A 17,130-nucleotide genomic window follows, 5' to 3' on the forward strand; every position below is an offset into this window, starting at 1 on the left:
GATAAAGATTGACCTAAGAAGTTACCCCTTTATAATCATTATAGGATAAACTAAGAAAATTGTTATAAAACTCAATAAACTTAATCGCTTTTTGCAAAGGATGTACTGACCATGCCTGACACGACTGTTTATTTAAAAAATTACCAGCCTCCTTTTTTTTCAGTTGAGACTATTAATTTAAATTTTGACCTCTATGATGACCATGCTTTAATAAGTAACGAACTTAAGTTAACTCGTCAACATGAGGGCCCTCTGCATCTTTGTGGTGATGAGTTGGAACTGGTTAGCGTGCATATGAATGGTCAAAAATTAGATCAATCGGAATATATCCTGCAACCCGATGCACTTATCATCGAAAATTGTCCCGACGAACTCACTTTAAATATAGTAACGCGTATTTACCCACAAAAAAATACTCAATTATCCGGGCTTTACCGTTCTAATCACCTGTTTTGTACGCAATGTGAAGCAGAAGGTTTTCGGCGCATCACTTACTTTCTTGACCGACCGGATGTTTTGACTACCTATACAACTCGTATTTCCGCCGAAAAAAAACAGTATCCTATCTTATTGTCCAATGGTAATTTAATCGATGCGGGTGACGCTGAAGATGGGCGTCATTGGGTAGTCTGGAAGGATCCTTTTAAAAAACCTTCCTATTTATTTGCATTAGTGGCAGGCAATTTGGCGTGCGTTAGGGATCAATTTGTTACCTGTTCAGGGCGAAGCATTGACTTACGCATTTATGTTGAGCCTGGAAATGAAGATAAATGTACCCATGCAATGGAGTCATTGAAAAAATCAATGCGCTGGGATGAAGAGGTCTACGGTCGGGAATACGATCTCGATATTTTTATGATAGTCGCAGTCAGTGACTTTAATATGGGGGCTATGGAGAATAAGGGATTAAATATTTTTAACTCCAAATACATTCTTGCTCGCCCTGATACCGCAACAGATCAGGATTTTGCTGATGTCGAAGGAGTCGTTGCCCATGAGTATTTCCATAACTGGACTGGGAATCGGGTTACTTGCCGTGATTGGTTCCAATTAAGTTTGAAAGAAGGATTAACTGTTTTTCGGGACCAGGAATTTTCCCGAGACATGAATTCACGGGATGTAAACCGTATTATGGATGTCAGGGTATTGCGAAATTCCCAATTCCCTGAAGATGCAGGAACAATGGCTCATCCTGTCCGCCCGGAGGCATACCAGGAAATAAATAATTTTTATACGGCAACAGTGTATAATAAAGGTGCTGAAGTAATCCGAATGCAGCACACCTTACTTGGTAAAGAGGGCTTTCGCCGCGGCATGGATTTATATTTTAATCGCCATGATGGTCAGGCCGTTACTATTGATGATTTTGTTGCAGCAATGGAAGATGCAAATCATATTGATTTGACGCAATTTAAAAGATGGTACAGTCAGGCAGGAACTCCGGAAGTTCTCGTGACCAGCAATTATGCACAAGGCGAGTTAACCCTTAAGATGCAGCAATATTGCCCGCCAACCCCGGAATGCCATGATAAAAAACCATTCCATATCCCTATTCGTTTTGCTCTTTTCGATTCCAAGGGACAGCAGCTAGCCATTGAGAATGAGATTTTGGAACTCAAGGAAAAAGAACAAAGTTTTACTTTTAAGGGCCTGAGTGAAAAACCGGTGCTTTCATTATTACGTGAATTTTCCGCACCAATTAAATTAAAACAAAATTTAAGCCAGGACGAATTGCTCTTTTTATTAAAGTATGAGGTGGATGGATTTGCCAAATGGGATGCGGCACAAAATCTGATTATAAATAGCATCAAGGACTGCCTGAATTTGCATGCCAATAAATGGCAAATTCCTTCCGCTTTAATTTCTGCCTTAAAACATGTATTGCTTGATGAGTCGCTTGATGCTGATTTACGGGCGGAATTATTAACTCCTCCCGGATTTGAGGATATTGCCATGCAGTTGGAGAGCGTGGATGTTGGCGCTGTCGAAAAAGCCCGTGATTTTTTCCATCAGCAGTTAGGGTGGTATCTATATGAAGAAGCGCAAATGCTCTATCAACAACTATGGACAAGTGAAGATCATCGCATGAATGGACCTGCTTACGGCCGTAGAAAATTGCGTAATGTGTGCTTATGGCTCATGATGAAAGCGAAAGAGTCAGCTGCGTTAGATAAATGCCAGCAGCAGTTCATCGCCGCACAAACCATGACTGATCAAATCGCCAGTTTTTCTTTATTGGTGAATTCCACCAATCAGGGTTTGCGGGAACAGGCAATTGAAGATTTCTACAAGCAATGGTCTAAAGAAGATCTGGTTTTGGATAAATGGTTCACTATCCAAGCAATAAGCGAGTTACCAGAAACGTTGAACCATGTGAAAATGTTATTAAAGCACTCGGCTTTTTCAATTAAGAATCCCAATAAGGTGCGTGCATTGATAGGTGCATTTTGTATGGGGAATCCACGTAATTTCCATGCAATTGATGGGAGTGGCTATAGTTTTCTAGCAGAAATCCTGGTGACATTGGATAAAATTAATCCTCAAATTGCCGCCCGTTTAGCCAATCCATTTACACGCTGGAAACGCTATGACCAACACCGCCAACGTCTCATGCGGGAACAATTGGAGAGGTTAGGCAAAATGGAGTTATCTCGTGATTTGGCTGAGGTAATTTCTAAAAGCTTGCTGGTTAATGAAGTCTAGATATCGGCAACTTCCTGCCAATACAGGTTCAAAAACGGCCTCCATTTAAGGAGGCTGCTCATTTTTTCTAAAAACAATTTAGTTTTAACGGCTTAGGGCTCAAGAGAAAAAATCGCCAACTCTTTGATAATTTGTCCTTGGGCATCAGCCAATCCCACCCCTATTGCCGTGCCATACCCCGTAACCTGCGTTTTATGGGATTGGGTGAATTGATAAATGAGTTTTTGCAGTTGTTGATATAAAAGAGTACTTTGCTTCTTATTTAAGTGTTCTGCAAAAAAAATGGAAAAATGGGGTTTAAAGTAGTTTAAAACGCTTGGACTGCCGTATTGATGAAATAGTGCTTGACGGCCTGAGTCATGCACTGCCCAGGCAGGTATCGTTGCCTGGGGATCGTGTAAATGTGCTAACTCATAGAGTGTTTTATTGCTTAATTCTTGTATCGTCTTATTATGTGCTACAGTCAACATGACGTAGCCACTCTGGCTGGGCACAAATTTCCCAGTGGAAAAAACAATGGGTTTTTGTTGTTTTGCCAGTGCCTGTGCTTTTTTGATAATGGCAGGGATTTGTTGGGAATTATAGTCGGTCAGATACAGCGTGATATGCAGAGGGTGATGAGGCAAATAAGGCTTAATCTGAAAGATTGTTAATAGTCCTTGTTGTGCTAAATATTGATTAAACTCTTTGATCAGGTTATTGACATGGTTTTCAGGTTTTAATTTTAGGTAAACATTAATTGATAGGCTTTTAGCCAGTGCAAGATTGGTAAAAAAGCAACCCATCAGACAAAGCAGGAGGGGAAGATGTCTCAACGTTTTGCAGTGATTGGTAATCCTGTGGCGCATAGTTTATCTCCGATAATTCATCAACGTTTTGCTAAGCAGCTAAACGTGCAACTGACCTATGAGAAAATCAAGGCAGATGAGCAATCCTTTGAGCGGTTAGTATCTGACTTTTTTGCTCAGGCTGGCAAGGGGCTCAATGTTACCTTGCCCTTCAAACAACGAGCTTTTGAAATGGCACAGCAATGCAGTGTCCGTTGTCAGAAAGCCGGTGCTGCTAATACGTTATGGATAAAAGACAACCAGTTACATGCCGATAATACCGATGGCATTGGTTTTATTCGTGATTTGAATCGCTATTTCAGTGTGGCAGATAAGCGAGTATTGATCTTGGGTGCAGGAGGCGCTGCACGCGGAATAGTACACCCTCTATTAGATCAGCATCCTTTGGAGTTAATCGTAGCAAACCGTACTTTGGCTAAAACAAAAGAATTTCAAGGAGCGTTTCCGCAAACAAAATGTATATCATTTAATGAAATTAAGGGCCAATTTGATTTGGTAATCAATGCAACATCAGCAAGTTTGGTTGGGGAGTTTGTGGGGCTACCTGCTGGATGTATGTCCACAAAACCCTTTTGTTATGACTTGGCGTACAAACAGCATGCACCTACAGTTTTTGTCCAATATGCGCAAGAATCCGGATGCCAAGCTGCAGATGGTTTAGGGATGCTGGTCGAGCAGGCTGCAGAGGCCTTTTTTATTTGGCACAGGATTATGCCCGCAACTGAAGAGGTTTTGACGTTTTTGCGCACAGCATGTGAAGACAAAGGCTAGTTGTACCCGCGGCAAGGCGGCATTAATTCTGTCGCACTTCACCTTTTGCTCGAAAGAATAAAAACTTTGTCCTCTTTTGCGGCTTGGGAGGAGTGCAGAACTCTATACCAGTTTTGCTGCTATTCAAAAAATGCCAAGACTTCCTTGGCATTATTGATGGTGTCTTGAAAACCTAGTTCAAGCAATTCTCTTGTGAAATCACTTTCAAAAAGCACGAAACTCAATAGATCGCCGGAATGTTTTTTTTCTCCCAAAAAATTAAGGAGATATCTTAGCAAGGTCGGCAAGGCTTTAAAGTGGGTTTGAGCCAAAGGAGCCAGGTCTTTGCTGGGACGCAAATGCAATGTAGTAATCGGTCGCCACGGAGAGCGGCGTTTTTTCCACATGGATAGCAACATGGCAATTTCGTTCATGCGGTTGACCATTTCAATGTCACGGTCGAGATTATCCAGGAACAGTGCGTTTAACATATTTCCGAAAATATGTGAAAAAGGAATATCCTCATGGTTACGCAAATTCTCCTGTTCTACAAATGTAGGCAGGGCTCGCGTTCCAAGAATAAGAATTTTATCTACCTCGAAACGAATAGACCCACGCAGGGGGGCGGCAAGCCCCACACTTCCATCTCCGTAATGAAAACCATCGAGCAGAACTGTTGGAAAAAATAAAGGCAGAGCGCTCGAGGCTAAAATATGTTCTGCCTGGAAACTGACGCGCTTGCTACCATGTCGTGGATAATTCCAGTCGGTAAATTCAGGGTTATTGTGCTCATAAAAAGAAATTGTTTGCCGTGTTTCATAACAATTACTGATTATTTCCAAAGTTTCGAGAAAGCCATTATTGATATTCTGAGCTATTTTGGTGAAATCAAGACCATCGGCAATCATTTGTTTCAGTGGGGTGGTATCCAATAAATGAGCTGCCTGCCGTTGCTTAATCATCATCGTACTCATATTACGGACAACCGATTTGCTTAAAGCCAAATTACTGGCCCGATACACCTGTTGGCAATGAATTTCACTCCAAATAGTTTCCAGTTTATCCAGTGCTGTTGGAAAGTCATCGGCATTTTCAGCAAGTACAGCCGCATTCATACTGCCTACGCTAACTCCACTGACCATTTCAAAGGGTAAGGTTTTAACTTGTAAAATATGACCTATCGCTTTCAGGACACCTGCTTGATAGGCGCCTCGAGCGCCGCCACCTGCCAAATAAAGGGCTTTTTTAGACATAACGATTATTATTACCGCATTTATTTTGTATTTAAGTGAAATATAGTTGAATAGACCTGGACTTAGCAAGTTCTCATTTGTTTCGTAAAAAAATTAACAACCCCGGAGAAATAGTATATTATATATTTTCTCCAAAGTGGGTGATTAGTGGCCAGTGTGAAAGAATTTGAGATTGCCAATACTCTAAGTGAAGCAAGAGTAATTTTAAATGAAATACAGTCCTCAATCGATTATGATGCAGAATTTTCGATTTCTGTCGACCCTGCAAACACCTCAAAAAAGGTAGTACTTGTATCAAAAGTGATTAAAACCACAGGCGATTCAAGTAAAGCAATGATGCAGATAGGCTCTTCGGTCAGAAAGTTCCAGAACGTACCGCCAACAGAATCACTACTGCAAGGCTTACGTTTCGGCTCAATTTTTTTAGCTGTCTTGGATTTTCTGCTTATCCCATTTGTTTATCTGACCTGCTATCTTCTCGATACAGAAATGCCTGTGAACAAGGAGAATAATGCAAAGTGGCTATTGTCTGGGATTTTCTTAGCCCTAACCATTACTTCAATGGCTGTTCCTGCCGTCGCGGTAGCAGTCGCCTTTGTTACAACCTCCCTCTCGCTAGCATTGAGTTTATTTTTATTAGGGCGGACAACCTATGAATATTACACATTGCATGAAGCAAAAAAAGTCAATAAAAAACTAATTTACAGCGCGGAAGTTGAGATGAAAGCCATTCAGGAGAATGCGAGAAAACTCAACAGTGCTTTAGACAAACTGGATACGGAAATGGATTTCATTTCCTTTTGTGAACAAGTGGGATTGATATATGAAAATTATCAGCTCCAAAAACGGGATTTACTCAACCTTAAGCTTACGGAGTTGGATTTAAACAAAAAACTTAAGGACGCAAATTTCAGAGCAGTCTTTGACAAAGGGGTTGGTTTTAGTTTATCCGCAGTAGGCTTGATAGGTTTGATTGTTTCTTTATATTTTCCGCTTGCTGGTTTAGGCATTTTAACCGCAGTTTCAGTGCTTTCATTAACGTATGTTGCGGCCCGATTGTTTCTATCTGGGGCTCAATGGATACGAGGATTGCTGCGCACCAGCGGAAGCGAGGGCCCAACAAATGACGATCTCATCGAAACAAATGCAAAGGACAATAAACTTTCAACGGACTTTATGCTTGAACGTTTTTTTGGGAGCAAAGAGAAGGCACGCGCATCTTTTAAAAACACCCCTCCTGAAGGGATTGACTATTCATCAACAAGTACTGCCTCAATATTTCAAGTGGAGGAATCTCCTGGTGCTCAGGATTTGGCTTGCGACTTGCCTGATATGAACTACTAATCGGCTTGCATGCAAGCTCTTTTCCCCAGATGCGCCCGTACCTTCAATTTGGAATTTTCTTATTTTAAAGTTTAAAAAGTTCATTGCAAAATACTAAAAACTCCTTTAATTTAAAAATTTACCCCCCCAAAGGAAGAAACCTCATGCTGAATATCCTTCGCGAGCAACCCCGTGCATTTCACATGATTTTTATGCTGGAATTATGGGAGCGGTTTGGATTTTATACGGTACAAGGGATTTTGACTTTATTTTTTATTCGTTACTTAGGTTATAACGACACGATTTCTTATTATACGTTCGGTGCTTATTCTGCCCTTGTTTATGGCATGGTGGTCATTGGAGGGTATTTAGGAGACAGGATCTTAGGGACCAAACGCACTATTATACTTGGACTGGTTGTTTTGGCTGCAGGTTACTTCTCCCTGGCGATTACAAATAAAGAAAACGTTTTTTTTGCTTTAGGTTTAATTTGCGTGGGGAATGGATTATTCAAAGCGAATCCCTCGAATTTGCTGGCAAAGTGTTATCAGGAAAATGATCCTCGCTTACACGGGGGCTTTACTTTGTATTATATGGCAATCAATTTGGGAAGTATGATCGCCCTATTTGCAGGGCCTGCCATTTCAAGTCGTTATGGCTATTCGTATGCTTATATGATGAGTGCAATTGGGTTGCTCATGGGATTGGCTAATTACTGGCTGCAACATCAATATGTCGCCCACATCAATACGGACGCTGATAAACGAACTATCTCATTTTTTCAATGGATTTTGATATTTGTTGGTATCTTTCTCTTGACGGAATGTTCCGCCTATTTATTACAACATGTGATGCTTGCTAAAAATTTGTTTTGGTTCATTACCCTTGCCGTTATTGTGTATTACCTATTAATGACGCGTAAAGAAAGTAAGATTATCCGAATGCGGATGCTGGTTGCTCTGGTACTGATGCTGGAAGCCATCATTTTCTTCACTTTATATCAACAAATGCCCACATCATTGAATTTATTTGCAGTGAATAATGTAATCCCGGTCTTTTTTGGAATCACAATTGATGCGCAAAGCTTTCAAGCGCTTAATCCCATCTGGATTGTATTGATGAGCCCGGTACTGGCTTACTTTTATGATTTCCTCAACAAAAAAGGAATTCAATTTTCTATCCCTTTCAAATTTTCTTTAGGGATGACCATGTGTGGTTTGAGCTTTCTAATGCTCTTTTTTGCGCGTTATTTTTATGTGGACCATGGCATGGTCTCTTCATGGTGGTTAATTATAAGTTATTTGTTTCAAAGTCTTGGTGAACTACTGGTTTCTGCACTGGGTGTTGCTATGGTAGCAGAACTGGTGCCGGCGCAAATTGCAGGTTTTGTGATGGGAATGTGGTTTTTAACTTCCGCAATTGCAGGGTTTATTGGGGCTACAGTGGCTTCATATACAGCGCTACCCGAGCACATTAAACCGGGGGTGGAGTCATTGATGATTTATACCCACGTATTTGCTGTTATCGGTATTGTCACTTTAATTATTGCTTTTTGCATGTGGTTATTATCTCCACGATTAAGTCGATACATCGCTGTAAAAAAGACAGATTTACATCAAGAAGCACGAGAAGCAGAATACTCTGTCTCCAGGTGTTTTATGAGTCAGTCTAGTTTGTAATCCAACTAAGTTTTTTACTTGCTGCAAGCTAACCTAAATTCATTAGGAATTTAGGTTAGCTGAATTTAATTTTATCGCCAGTGGTGATGTCCTCCGTGCCAGCCACCACCATGCCATCCTCTATAATAGTTGCCATGCCAGCCGCGGCCACCCCAATATCCCCAACCACCATGATGACGCCATCCAGAATAATAATATCCACTTGGATAATAGTAACCCGGAGAATAGCTGGAATAATAATAGCCTCCTGGATAAGCAGAAACATAACAACCGCTTAAAAGGAGAGTAGGTACAAACACCAGTGCTGCGATAACCAGTTTTCTCATAGTCGCTCCCTCGTCAATGTCCGTACACTAATTATACTTCATGGCTATTTATTAGGCAAAAAAGCAAGCTGTTTGTAACGTGTTGCGCCATTTTTAGTGAGTAAACTATGTTCATCTAGATGGGTTTTATTGTACTATTGTGCATTAGTAGGTAATAAAGTTGAAAAAATAGTATGCTGAGCAAAACGAAAGCAAAAAAGGGATTTCCCAGATTACAGTTTCCGTTTCACTTCAGCTGCAATTATGAAGAAAATGAATATTGTACTCCGTTTGCATACTCAAAAATTGCTAAGAAAATATTTATTAGCTTCGGGTGTCTCCCTCGATGAGCTTCCTGCCCTCCCTAGTGCAGTAAATCTTGACGATTTAGCTTATTGGTTAAGTAGGGAGCGGATTAGGCATTCCCAGAGTTCAAAAAAACCAAAAACGGAATTGGCTTTTGTTTCCTTACAGAATGAGTTGTTACATGATTTATGTGATGCTCTAAACGTAGATAATATAAAGCGCACCGAAGAGGAAAATCGGTCAGTTATGGACAAAATTAAATTTGGATTACTTACAGCAGCCGGCATTTTGGTGGCTGCTTGCCAGGGATTTGATGGTATTTATACTATGTTAAGTATTTTCGAGTTGTCTCCATCGATTATTTTTGGGTTTGGTTTCGTTTTTTCATTTCTGTCTGTTATTGTTTTTTGTGGATTTGACCTCATAAAGGTATCGAATGCCTTGGGAGTTAGGATTAATGACTCCTATAAACTTTTAGATGCATACTTATTGCAGTTGCAGATGATTAAATCCATAAGAAAAAAAATAAATGGATACTGTTTTTGCGATTTGCCTGCAAACGTTTTGCAAGAACAAGAACAAATAGTTTCCATTTTAAAAACATGTTTTTTATCCCTTGCTGAAGCCAGTTCTCAACTTAACCGGGCGCTTCATAGTGAAAATATGGAAATAGCCAAAACACTTATGTCTGTAGGCTCGGCCATACTCTTCTTTGGAAGTGGTTTTTTTGCAGGCCAGTCTGTAGCCGTTTTTACCTTAACGCTCATGGGGAGTGCAATTCCGGCTTTTTGGCCTGTAATTATTTTTAGTACGCTTGTGGGGTTGGCTGCCCTGAGTTTGTATTGGTATGTTGAGCGTCCAGAGCTCAGCAAGCTGGTGAGCAGCTGGTTTGGTCTGGATGAGGAAAACATCCAGAAACTATGTGATGAGGATTTGATTCTTAAAGAAAGCAAAAAATTAAATCATTTGGAAAGGAATATCATCAGCATATCCCGCATCACTGGTCGAACAATGCCTTCGGAACAAGGTGTTTTCACTCAGGAACGTCAGTTTGGGGAGGAGCTTGTCCCGCAACTCTTGCCAGGCATTAAAGCAAGTACTAACAATTATTCTTTCCTAAAACCTTCGGATTTAACCCCCAAAAAATCCATAACCCCTGCACTCTTCATTGACGAAAGTTTGGAGGATTTAGATAAGTCCTGTTTGTGTCTGTAGTTGGCAAGTAGGGCCTCGTTGAGGCAGTATACTCCCTCCGGCTTCTAAATATTCAAAATATCTTTTACAAACGGAATGGTTATTTTTCTTTGTGCTGCAAGGGATGCATCATCCAAACGATTAAGTAAATGGTGTAAATCGTGCATGTTGCGCGAACATCGATTTAGAAGGAATTGTCCCACGCTAGTTGGCAAAGCAAACCCACGTTTCAATGCATGCAGCTTCAGGGTGTTGATTTTATCTTCATCATTCAATTCCATTAACTGAATGACCAAACCCCAACTTAATCGCGACCGTAAGTCCGCCAACTGGATGGGAAGCGTAGTTGGCGATTGATTTCCCGAAATAATTAAAATGCTTTTTTCCATGTCTTTCACTTTATTATACAAATGAAATAAAGCTTCTTCCCACGCGGAATCTTTGGCAATGAGGTTTATATCATCGATACAGATTAATTCTTGATCCTCAAGTCCTTCTATAGTTTGCGGCCCCCACTCCTTAAGAAGAGCCAAAGGGAGATAGATTGCGGACTGGGTTGAACTAACGGCTTGACAACATGCCTGTAGTAAATGGGTTTTTCCACTACCGGTATTACCCCAAAGATAAAGCAGCCGCTCTTCTTTGTTGGTAAGCATGCTGTTTATTTGTTGCTGCAGCAGCTTGTTTTCTCCCCAATTGAAATCAGCTAGGGTGGCCTCATCATTTAATTTTATAGCGAGCGCTAACTGCTTATTCATTATGATGGTTCTTTTTTGGGCCATGCTTTTCTGCCCCATGTCCAAATGTAATCAATGTAGGTAAATGCTGTCGTAAATGTTGTTAAAATAATCAGTCCGTTAAGAAGATAGGAAGGAAAGGCAAAATAGGCTAATTCAAATAAACAGGAAGTAACCAGTGTTAATTGCAAAGCAGTATTTATTTTACTAAGCAATGTCGGCTGAAAATCCAGTTTACGACGAATAAATTGATACCAGGCAAGAACCCCCAGGGAAATGGTCAAGTCCCTGAGAAACACCAGAATAACTAACCACCAGGGAAGCATGCCAATCAAGGCTAAAGAGATAAAACTGGATGCGATTAATAATTTATCCGCCAAGGGATCAACAAATGAGCCAAAAAAGCTCTGCCAATTAAAACTTCGCGCCAAAAAGCCATCCAAACCATCACTTAAACCGGCGAGTATGAATAAATAAAAAGAAATAACATATTGATGGTTATATAAATAAAATAGAAAAGGCCCGATTAATAGCAGACGCAATAAAGTCAGAACATTTGGAATGAATTTCAATATCATAGGCCATACGATAATTTAATAATCCCTTACTGGTCCGCACCTTTCATTCTTTATTTATGATTGGATTCAGAAGGGAATATGTGTGTTTTGCTAAACAATAAAATCTAGTGTATACAATACTAGCAGTTCTGTCACCCTTGTTTCTCTTCATTTTTACGATACATAATTACGGTATTGCCAATCATCTGGATAAGTTCTGCATGCAATTGCTCACATAGCTCGCTTGCCATCATAATCCGGTCTTCTTTTTCAGCCCCATTAATTTTCACTTTAATTAACTCATGGGCGAGCAAAGCCACATCAGTTTCTGCAATAACTGCTTCCGTTAATCCTTTTGCCCCCAGAAGAACGACAGGCTTTAAATGATGCGCCTGGGCTTTAAGTGATTTTTTGAGTGAATTATCCACTGTAATTTCCTTTAATAACTCCAAATAACGCAATTATTTTGGAGCTTAAGTGATAAAATGGTAAATTATTGCACGTTTTGCTGGGAAAAGGTAGTGAAATTCAGTATCATAGGTCAAATTGATACTCATAAATAAATTTATGAAGCGTACTAAGAGCAGCAAACGGTGGCTGCAAGAGCATTTTGATGATGTTTATGTAAAAAAAGCACAAGCAGAAGGCTATCGCAGTCGCGCCGTATACAAATTAAAAGAAGTAGATGAGAAAGAATCATTGCTCAAACCTGGAATGACCGTAGTCGACCTGGGTGCAGCTCCAGGAGGGTGGACCCAGTATGTTTCTGAACGATTGCAAGGGCGAGGACACATTATTGCCTTGGATATATTGCCGATGGATTCTTTACCCGATGTAGATTTTATTCTGGGTGATTTTCGAGAGGATGAAGTGTTACGCAAATTGGTGGACATAATTCCAGAGCGTGGTGTGGACTTGTTATTATCCGATATGGCCCCAAATATGAGTGGTACTACCGCAATCGATATTCCGCGTGCGATGTATTTGGTGGAACTGGCATTTGATTTTGCAGCAAAAATGTTAAGGCCAGGTGGCTCCATGCTTATTAAAATCTTTCATGGGGCAGGCTTTGATGATTTAGTAAAACAGGCAAGAACTTCTTTTGAAAAAGTCGTGATTCGAAAGCCTTCAGCTTCTCGAGCTCGCTCAAAAGAAACCTATTTGCTGGCAAAGGGATATAATTTATAGTAACTTTATGATTTAAGAGTTCGATCATAAAATAAAAGCTGTACGTCACTAACGAGGTTAATACTTTGAACGACATGGTTAAGAATTTGTTTTTATGGCTGATTATAGCGATAGTGCTTGTCTCAGTTTTCAGTAATTTCGGCCCTCGAAACTCGGTTGCTGAGAAACTTTCTTACAGCCAGTTTTTGAAAGAAGTCGATCAAGGTATGGTGAATTCGGTCACCATCGAAGATGATAAAATCATCAAAGGGACGAAAAAAGATAATAAGCGTTTTGTTACTTACATGCCGATGCAAGATAACGCTCTTTTAGGGGAGTTATTGAAAAGCAAAGTTGAGGTGAGTGGTCAGGAAAAACAACAAGAAAGTTTCCTCCTCCATTTATTTATAAACTGGTTCCCGATGCTGCTTTTAATTGGTGTTTGGGTATTTTTTATGCGCCAGATGCAAGGCGGGGGCGGTCGAGGTGCAATGTCTTTCGGCCGTTCACGTGCCCGGTTACTCGGTGAAGATCAAGTCAAGGTAACCTTTGCGGATGTCGCTGGTGTAGATGAAGCTAAAGAAGAAGTTAAGGAATTAGTTGACTTTTTACGCGACCCCACCAAATTCCAGAATTTAGGAGGACGTATCCCACGCGGGGTATTACTCGTGGGCTCTCCTGGAACCGGTAAAACCCTTTTAGCCCGAGCTGTTGCAGGCGAAGCCAAGGTACCATTTTTCACCATCTCAGGATCTGATTTTGTCGAAATGTTTGTAGGGGTTGGGGCATCCCGTGTCCGCGACATGTTTGAACAAGCAAAAAAACATGCTCCCTGCATTATTTTCATTGATGAAATAGATGCTGTAGGGCGTCATCGAGGCGCAGGTCTTGGCGGCGGCCATGATGAGCGGGAGCAAACTTTAAACCAATTACTCGTCGAAATGGATGGTTTTGAAGGAAGTGAAGGGGTTATTGTAGTTGCAGCAACAAACCGTCCTGATGTATTGGATCCTGCATTATTACGTCCCGGCCGTTTCGATCGCCAGGTTGTCGTCCCCTTACCGGATATACGGGGGCGGGAGCAAATATTAAGAGTGCATTTGCAAAAAGTGCCTGTAGATAGCAATGTAGATGTTATGGCCATTGCTCGAGGCACCCCTGGCTTCTCGGGAGCAGATTTATCAAATCTTGTGAATGAAGCTGCATTATTTGCCGCCCGCGCCAATAAACGTAAAGTAAGCATGATCGAGCTGGATAAAGCCAAAGATAAAATCATGATGGGTGCTGAACGACGTTCTATGGTGATGGATGACAATGAGAAGAAACTGACCGCTTATCATGAAGCAGGCCATGCGATTGTCGGTTTAAGTGTACCGGAACATGATCCTGTTTATAAAGTTTCTATCATTCCACGCGGTCGTGCTTTAGGCGTGACTATGTTTTTGCCAGAACAGGATCGATACAGCCACAGTAAACGACGTCTGGAGAGTCAATTATCCAGCTTGTTTGGCGGCCGAATTGCTGAGGAGCTTATTTTTGGTCCGGAAAGCGTGACCACGGGAGCATCAAATGACATTATGCGTTCTACTGAAATAGCGCGTAAAATGGTCACCACCTGGGGTTTATCTACTCTGGGTCCGCTTACCTTTGGTGAGGAAGAAGAAGAGGTATTCCTGGGACGCTCAATGAATAAACATAAGGAAATGTCAGATAGAACGGCACAACAAATTGATGATGAAGTTCGTGCAATTATTGATAGAAACTATAAGCGCGCCAAGGAAATTCTGGTTTCCAATATGGATAAACTGCACTTGATGGCTCAAAGCTTAATCAAATATGAAACCATTGATCTCAAACAAATACAAGAGATTATGTCAGGTAAAGAGCCCTCTCCCCCGGAAGATTGGGGCTCATCTAAACCTCTCGATGGTGCTGATGTAAGTAAAGGTTCCCCAGATAAGCCTTCAGAGCACGAAGTCATCGTAAATCCTGCTGAAGAGCACTAAGCCTAATTAGTGAGAGAAGCAGGTGAATGCAAATCAATTTTCAGGTTGGCTTGAACATCAATGCCAACCTTCTCCGGATAGTTTTCCACAAAAGCCTTTAATTATGGGTATATTAAATGTGACTCCTGATTCGTTTTCGGACGGGGGGCAATTTTTATCCCTGGGTAGGGCTTGTGAACATGCATTTCATTTGGTTAGCCAAGGCGCTGATTTAATTGATGTGGGCGGACAATCCACTCGACCCGGGGCGCAAACCGTTCCAATCGATGTAGAAATAAAAAGAGTAGTCCCCGTTATTGAGCAAATCCGTGCTGCTTCAGATATCTGCATCTCGATAGATACTAATAAACCGGAAGTAATGGAGGCCGCTGTAAATGCAGGTGCTAACTTCATTAATGATGTTTATGCTTTACGCACCCCAGGAGCTCTGGAAATTGCTGCAAAACTGGCAGTCCCTGTGTGTTTGATGCACATGCAAGGCGAGCCGCACAACATGCAACACGAACCTCATTATCCCAAGGGGGTACTTGTCGAAATAACCCGTTTTTTTGCAGAACGTATTGCTGCATGCGAGCGTGCGGGTATTAAAAAAAGTAATTTAATCTTGGATCCGGGCTTCGGATTTGGAAAACAAGTACAAGATAATTTGCTCTTAGTTAAAAATCTTGATAGCTTTGCAACATTTGGAATGCCTCTGCTTTTAGGGGTATCTCGTAAAAGTACAATTGGGGCAGTACTTGCTAAAGGGGTGGGTGAGCGTTTGATAGGGAGTATTGCGGTCGCAGTTTATGCAGCATTGAAAGGTGCTGGGATTATAAGAACGCATGATGTAGATGAAACAAATCAGGCGTTGCATATGATCGCCATGATTGGGAAAGCGCACGTTTATCAGCTCACGCAAGCTATAAATTCTTAATAAGAGGGTGGTTAAGGATGAGTCAACGTAAATATTTTGGCACTGATGGTATACGGGGACATGTGGGTTTATCAAATATAAACCCCGAATTTGTATTGAAATTGGGTTGGGCTGTTGGCCGCGTGCTTGCTAACGGGCATCGCAAAAAAGTAGTTATTGGAAAAGACACCCGGGTATCAGGATATATGCTAGAGTCTGCTTTGGAAGCCGGGCTTTCAGCTGCTGGTGTCGATGTCGCTCTCCTGGGGCCCATGCCCACGCCTGCTATTGCATATCTTACTCAAACCCTTAGGGCCAACGCCGGAATTGTGATCAGTGCATCCCATAATCTGTTTGAAGATAACGGGATTAAATTCTTTTCCTCCGAAGGGGGAAAGTTGCCTGATAGTGTAGAACTGGCGATTGAAGCAGAATTGGACAAGAAGATGCAAACGGTATCTTCAGAACAACTGGGTAAGGCAACACGCATTAATGATGCAAGCGGACGTTACATAGAGTTTTGTAAATCGACTATTCCGTCGCTGACCCGATTATCAGGTTTAAAAATTGTAGTTGATTGTGCAAATGGTGCGACCTATCACATTGCACCTAATGTTTTTTCAGAGCTTGGCGCCCAAGTTATTTCTATTGGCAATCGTCCCGATGGTTTTAACATTAATGAGGATTGTGGCTCCACATCGCCGGAATTATTAAGACAAAAAGTAATAAGCTCCGGTGCAGACATTGGCATTGGCCTCGATGGTGATGGAGATCGCGTCGTGCTAATCGATTCGGATGGACGTTTAATCGATGGCGATCAAATCCTTTATATTATCGCTAAAGACCGACATCAACGTGGTGTTTTAAACGGGGGTGTTGTGGGCACCCAAATGAGCAATTATGGCTTGGAGATGGCGATTAAAAGCTTGGGAATCCCATTTGTACGTACCCGGGTAGGAGACCGTTATGTCCTGGAAGCATTACGGGAAAAAGATTGGAAAATAGGCGGGGAAACTTCTGGGCATATTGTTTGCTTGGATAAAACCACCACAGGAGATGGGATAGTCGCCGCATTACAAGTTTTGTCGATTATGGTAAAACAAGGCAAATCATTGCAACAACTGATTCAAGGAATCACGTTATTACCACAAAGCTTGGTTAATCTAAAAACCAATTACGCTAACCTGCTTGCAGAACATTCGCAAGTAATTCAGGTAGTTAAAGCTTTGGAATCAAGCTTAAATGGCGAAGGACGCGTTTTACTCAGACCCTCAGGAACTGAACCTTTATTACGAGTTATGGTTGAAGGCATAGACGCATCTTTAGTACAACAACATGCGCAAAAGCTCTGTGATGACATAAGTCAAATTGAGAGAAGTTTGCATACTCAGTAGTAAAATTGCTCTT

At 41.3% G+C, this 17,130-nt stretch carries 15 protein-coding genes; 9 read left to right on the forward strand and 6 right to left on the reverse strand.

Translation table 11 applies throughout. The annotated features are described in order from the left end of the window. Positions 1 to 111: 111 nt before the first annotated feature. Positions 112 to 2,703 (forward strand): aminopeptidase N, encoded by a 2,592-nt coding sequence (gene pepN, locus KYQ_RS01060; RefSeq protein WP_019349461.1) that lies wholly within the window; start codon positions 112 to 114, stop codon positions 2,701 to 2,703. A gap of 92 nt (positions 2,704 to 2,795) precedes the next feature. On the opposite strand, the gene KYQ_RS01065 is transcribed toward pepN, so the two are convergent. After that, entirely contained in the window at positions 2,796 to 3,488 is a 693-nt protein-coding gene (locus KYQ_RS01065; protein ID WP_019349462.1) for a 2'-5' RNA ligase family protein, read from the reverse strand. 21 nt (positions 3,489 to 3,509) lie between these two features. On the opposite strand from KYQ_RS01065, the gene aroE reads away from it, so the two are divergent. Next, positions 3,510 to 4,322, forward strand: coding sequence for a shikimate dehydrogenase (gene aroE / locus KYQ_RS01070; protein ID WP_010652371.1), 813 nt, complete (start codon positions 3,510 to 3,512; stop codon positions 4,320 to 4,322). A gap of 119 nt (positions 4,323 to 4,441) precedes the next feature. Here the strand turns inward: aroE and KYQ_RS01075 are convergent, their stop codons facing one another. Beyond that, entirely contained in the window at positions 4,442 to 5,554 is a 1,113-nt protein-coding gene (locus KYQ_RS01075) for a patatin-like phospholipase family protein (protein ID WP_010652372.1), read from the reverse strand. Positions 5,555 to 5,701: 147 nt separating this feature from the next. On the opposite strand from KYQ_RS01075, the gene KYQ_RS01080 reads away from it, so the two are divergent. Further along, complete coding sequence (locus KYQ_RS01080) at positions 5,702 to 6,898, forward strand: hypothetical protein (RefSeq protein WP_019349463.1); 1,197 nt, start codon at positions 5,702 to 5,704, stop codon at positions 6,896 to 6,898. A 143-nt stretch (positions 6,899 to 7,041) separates the two neighbouring features. Next, entirely contained in the window at positions 7,042 to 8,556 is a 1,515-nt protein-coding gene (locus tag KYQ_RS01085) for an oligopeptide:H+ symporter (RefSeq protein WP_010652374.1), read from the forward strand. Between the two features lie 71 nt (positions 8,557 to 8,627). Here the strand turns inward: KYQ_RS01085 and KYQ_RS01090 are convergent, their stop codons facing one another. Further along, positions 8,628 to 8,882, reverse strand: coding sequence for a hypothetical protein (locus KYQ_RS01090; protein ID WP_172461310.1), 255 nt, complete (start codon positions 8,880 to 8,882; stop codon positions 8,628 to 8,630). Between the two features lie 252 nt (positions 8,883 to 9,134). Between KYQ_RS01090 and KYQ_RS01095 the strand changes: the two genes are divergently transcribed. Beyond that, on the forward strand, positions 9,135 to 10,382 hold the full coding sequence (locus KYQ_RS01095) for a hypothetical protein (RefSeq protein ID WP_019349464.1): 1,248 nt from the start codon (positions 9,135 to 9,137) through the stop codon (positions 10,380 to 10,382). 44 nt (positions 10,383 to 10,426) lie between these two features. Here KYQ_RS01095 and hda read toward each other — a convergent pair whose 3' ends face one another. The 3 genes from hda to yhbY form a co-directional block, all read right to left on the reverse strand. Further along, on the reverse strand, positions 10,427 to 11,119 hold the full coding sequence (gene hda, locus KYQ_RS01100) for a DnaA regulatory inactivator Hda (RefSeq protein WP_010652377.1): 693 nt from the start codon (positions 11,117 to 11,119) through the stop codon (positions 10,427 to 10,429). Then, entirely contained in the window at positions 11,119 to 11,676 is a 558-nt protein-coding gene (locus KYQ_RS01105; protein ID WP_010652378.1) for a CDP-alcohol phosphatidyltransferase family protein, read from the reverse strand. The genes hda and KYQ_RS01105 overlap by 1 nt, the downstream gene beginning before the upstream one ends. Before the next feature lie 131 nt (positions 11,677 to 11,807). Further along, the gene (yhbY, locus tag KYQ_RS01110; RefSeq protein WP_010652379.1) at positions 11,808 to 12,083 is read right to left on the reverse strand and encodes a ribosome assembly RNA-binding protein YhbY; all 276 of its coding nucleotides are present in this window, start codon (positions 12,081 to 12,083) and stop codon (positions 11,808 to 11,810) included. Positions 12,084 to 12,222: 139 nt separating this feature from the next. Here yhbY and rlmE point away from each other — a divergent pair, with 139 nt between their 5' ends. From rlmE to glmM, 4 genes are all read left to right on the forward strand, one after another. Continuing rightward, positions 12,223 to 12,843, forward strand: a complete 621-nt coding sequence (rlmE, locus tag KYQ_RS01115; protein WP_010652380.1) for a 23S rRNA (uridine(2552)-2'-O)-methyltransferase RlmE — start codon at positions 12,223 to 12,225, stop codon at positions 12,841 to 12,843. Positions 12,844 to 12,917: 74 nt separating this feature from the next. Further along, positions 12,918 to 14,828 carry an ATP-dependent zinc metalloprotease FtsH gene (gene ftsH, locus KYQ_RS01120; protein ID WP_010652381.1) on the forward strand — a complete coding sequence of 637 codons (1,911 nt, stop codon included), beginning with the start codon at positions 12,918 to 12,920 and terminating at the stop codon, positions 14,826 to 14,828. A gap of 22 nt (positions 14,829 to 14,850) precedes the next feature. Next, positions 14,851 to 15,744, forward strand: coding sequence for a dihydropteroate synthase (gene folP, locus KYQ_RS01125; protein ID WP_010652382.1), 894 nt, complete (start codon positions 14,851 to 14,853; stop codon positions 15,742 to 15,744). Between the two features lie 17 nt (positions 15,745 to 15,761). After that, positions 15,762 to 17,117 carry a phosphoglucosamine mutase gene (gene glmM / locus KYQ_RS01130; protein ID WP_010652383.1) on the forward strand — a complete coding sequence of 452 codons (1,356 nt, stop codon included), beginning with the start codon at positions 15,762 to 15,764 and terminating at the stop codon, positions 17,115 to 17,117. The last annotated feature ends 13 nt before the right edge of the window (positions 17,118 to 17,130 follow it).

Source organism: Fluoribacter dumoffii NY 23 (assembly GCF_000236165.1).
Lineage (GTDB): Bacteria > Pseudomonadota > Gammaproteobacteria > Legionellales > Legionellaceae > Legionella > Legionella dumoffii.

Bases quoted from the DNA above. Each gene is read 5' to 3' on its own strand.
- glmM (WP_010652383.1), top strand. From the start codon at position 15,762: ATGAGTCAACGTAAATATTTTGGCACTGATGGTATACGGGGACATGTG.
- pepN (WP_019349461.1), top strand. From the start codon at position 112: ATGCCTGACACGACTGTTTATTTAAAAAATTACCAGCCTCCTTTTTTT.
- aroE (WP_010652371.1), top strand. From the start codon at position 3,510: ATGTCTCAACGTTTTGCAGTGATTGGTAATCCTGTGGCGCATAGTTTA.
- hda (WP_010652377.1), bottom strand. From the start codon at position 11,119: ATGAATAAGCAGTTAGCGCTCGCTATAAAATTAAATGATGAGGCCACC.
- KYQ_RS01065 (WP_019349462.1), bottom strand. From the start codon at position 3,488: ATGGGTTGCTTTTTTACCAATCTTGCACTGGCTAAAAGCCTATCAATT.
- KYQ_RS01105 (WP_010652378.1), bottom strand. From the start codon at position 11,676: ATGATATTGAAATTCATTCCAAATGTTCTGACTTTATTGCGTCTGCTA.
- ftsH (WP_010652381.1), top strand. From the start codon at position 12,918: ATGGTTAAGAATTTGTTTTTATGGCTGATTATAGCGATAGTGCTTGTC.
- rlmE (WP_010652380.1), top strand. From the start codon at position 12,223: ATGAAGCGTACTAAGAGCAGCAAACGGTGGCTGCAAGAGCATTTTGAT.
- KYQ_RS01075 (WP_010652372.1), bottom strand. From the start codon at position 5,554: ATGTCTAAAAAAGCCCTTTATTTGGCAGGTGGCGGCGCTCGAGGCGCC.
- KYQ_RS01095 (WP_019349464.1), top strand. From the start codon at position 9,135: ATGAATATTGTACTCCGTTTGCATACTCAAAAATTGCTAAGAAAATAT.
- KYQ_RS01090 (WP_172461310.1), bottom strand. From the start codon at position 8,882: ATGAGAAAACTGGTTATCGCAGCACTGGTGTTTGTACCTACTCTCCTT.
- KYQ_RS01085 (WP_010652374.1), top strand. From the start codon at position 7,042: ATGCTGAATATCCTTCGCGAGCAACCCCGTGCATTTCACATGATTTTT.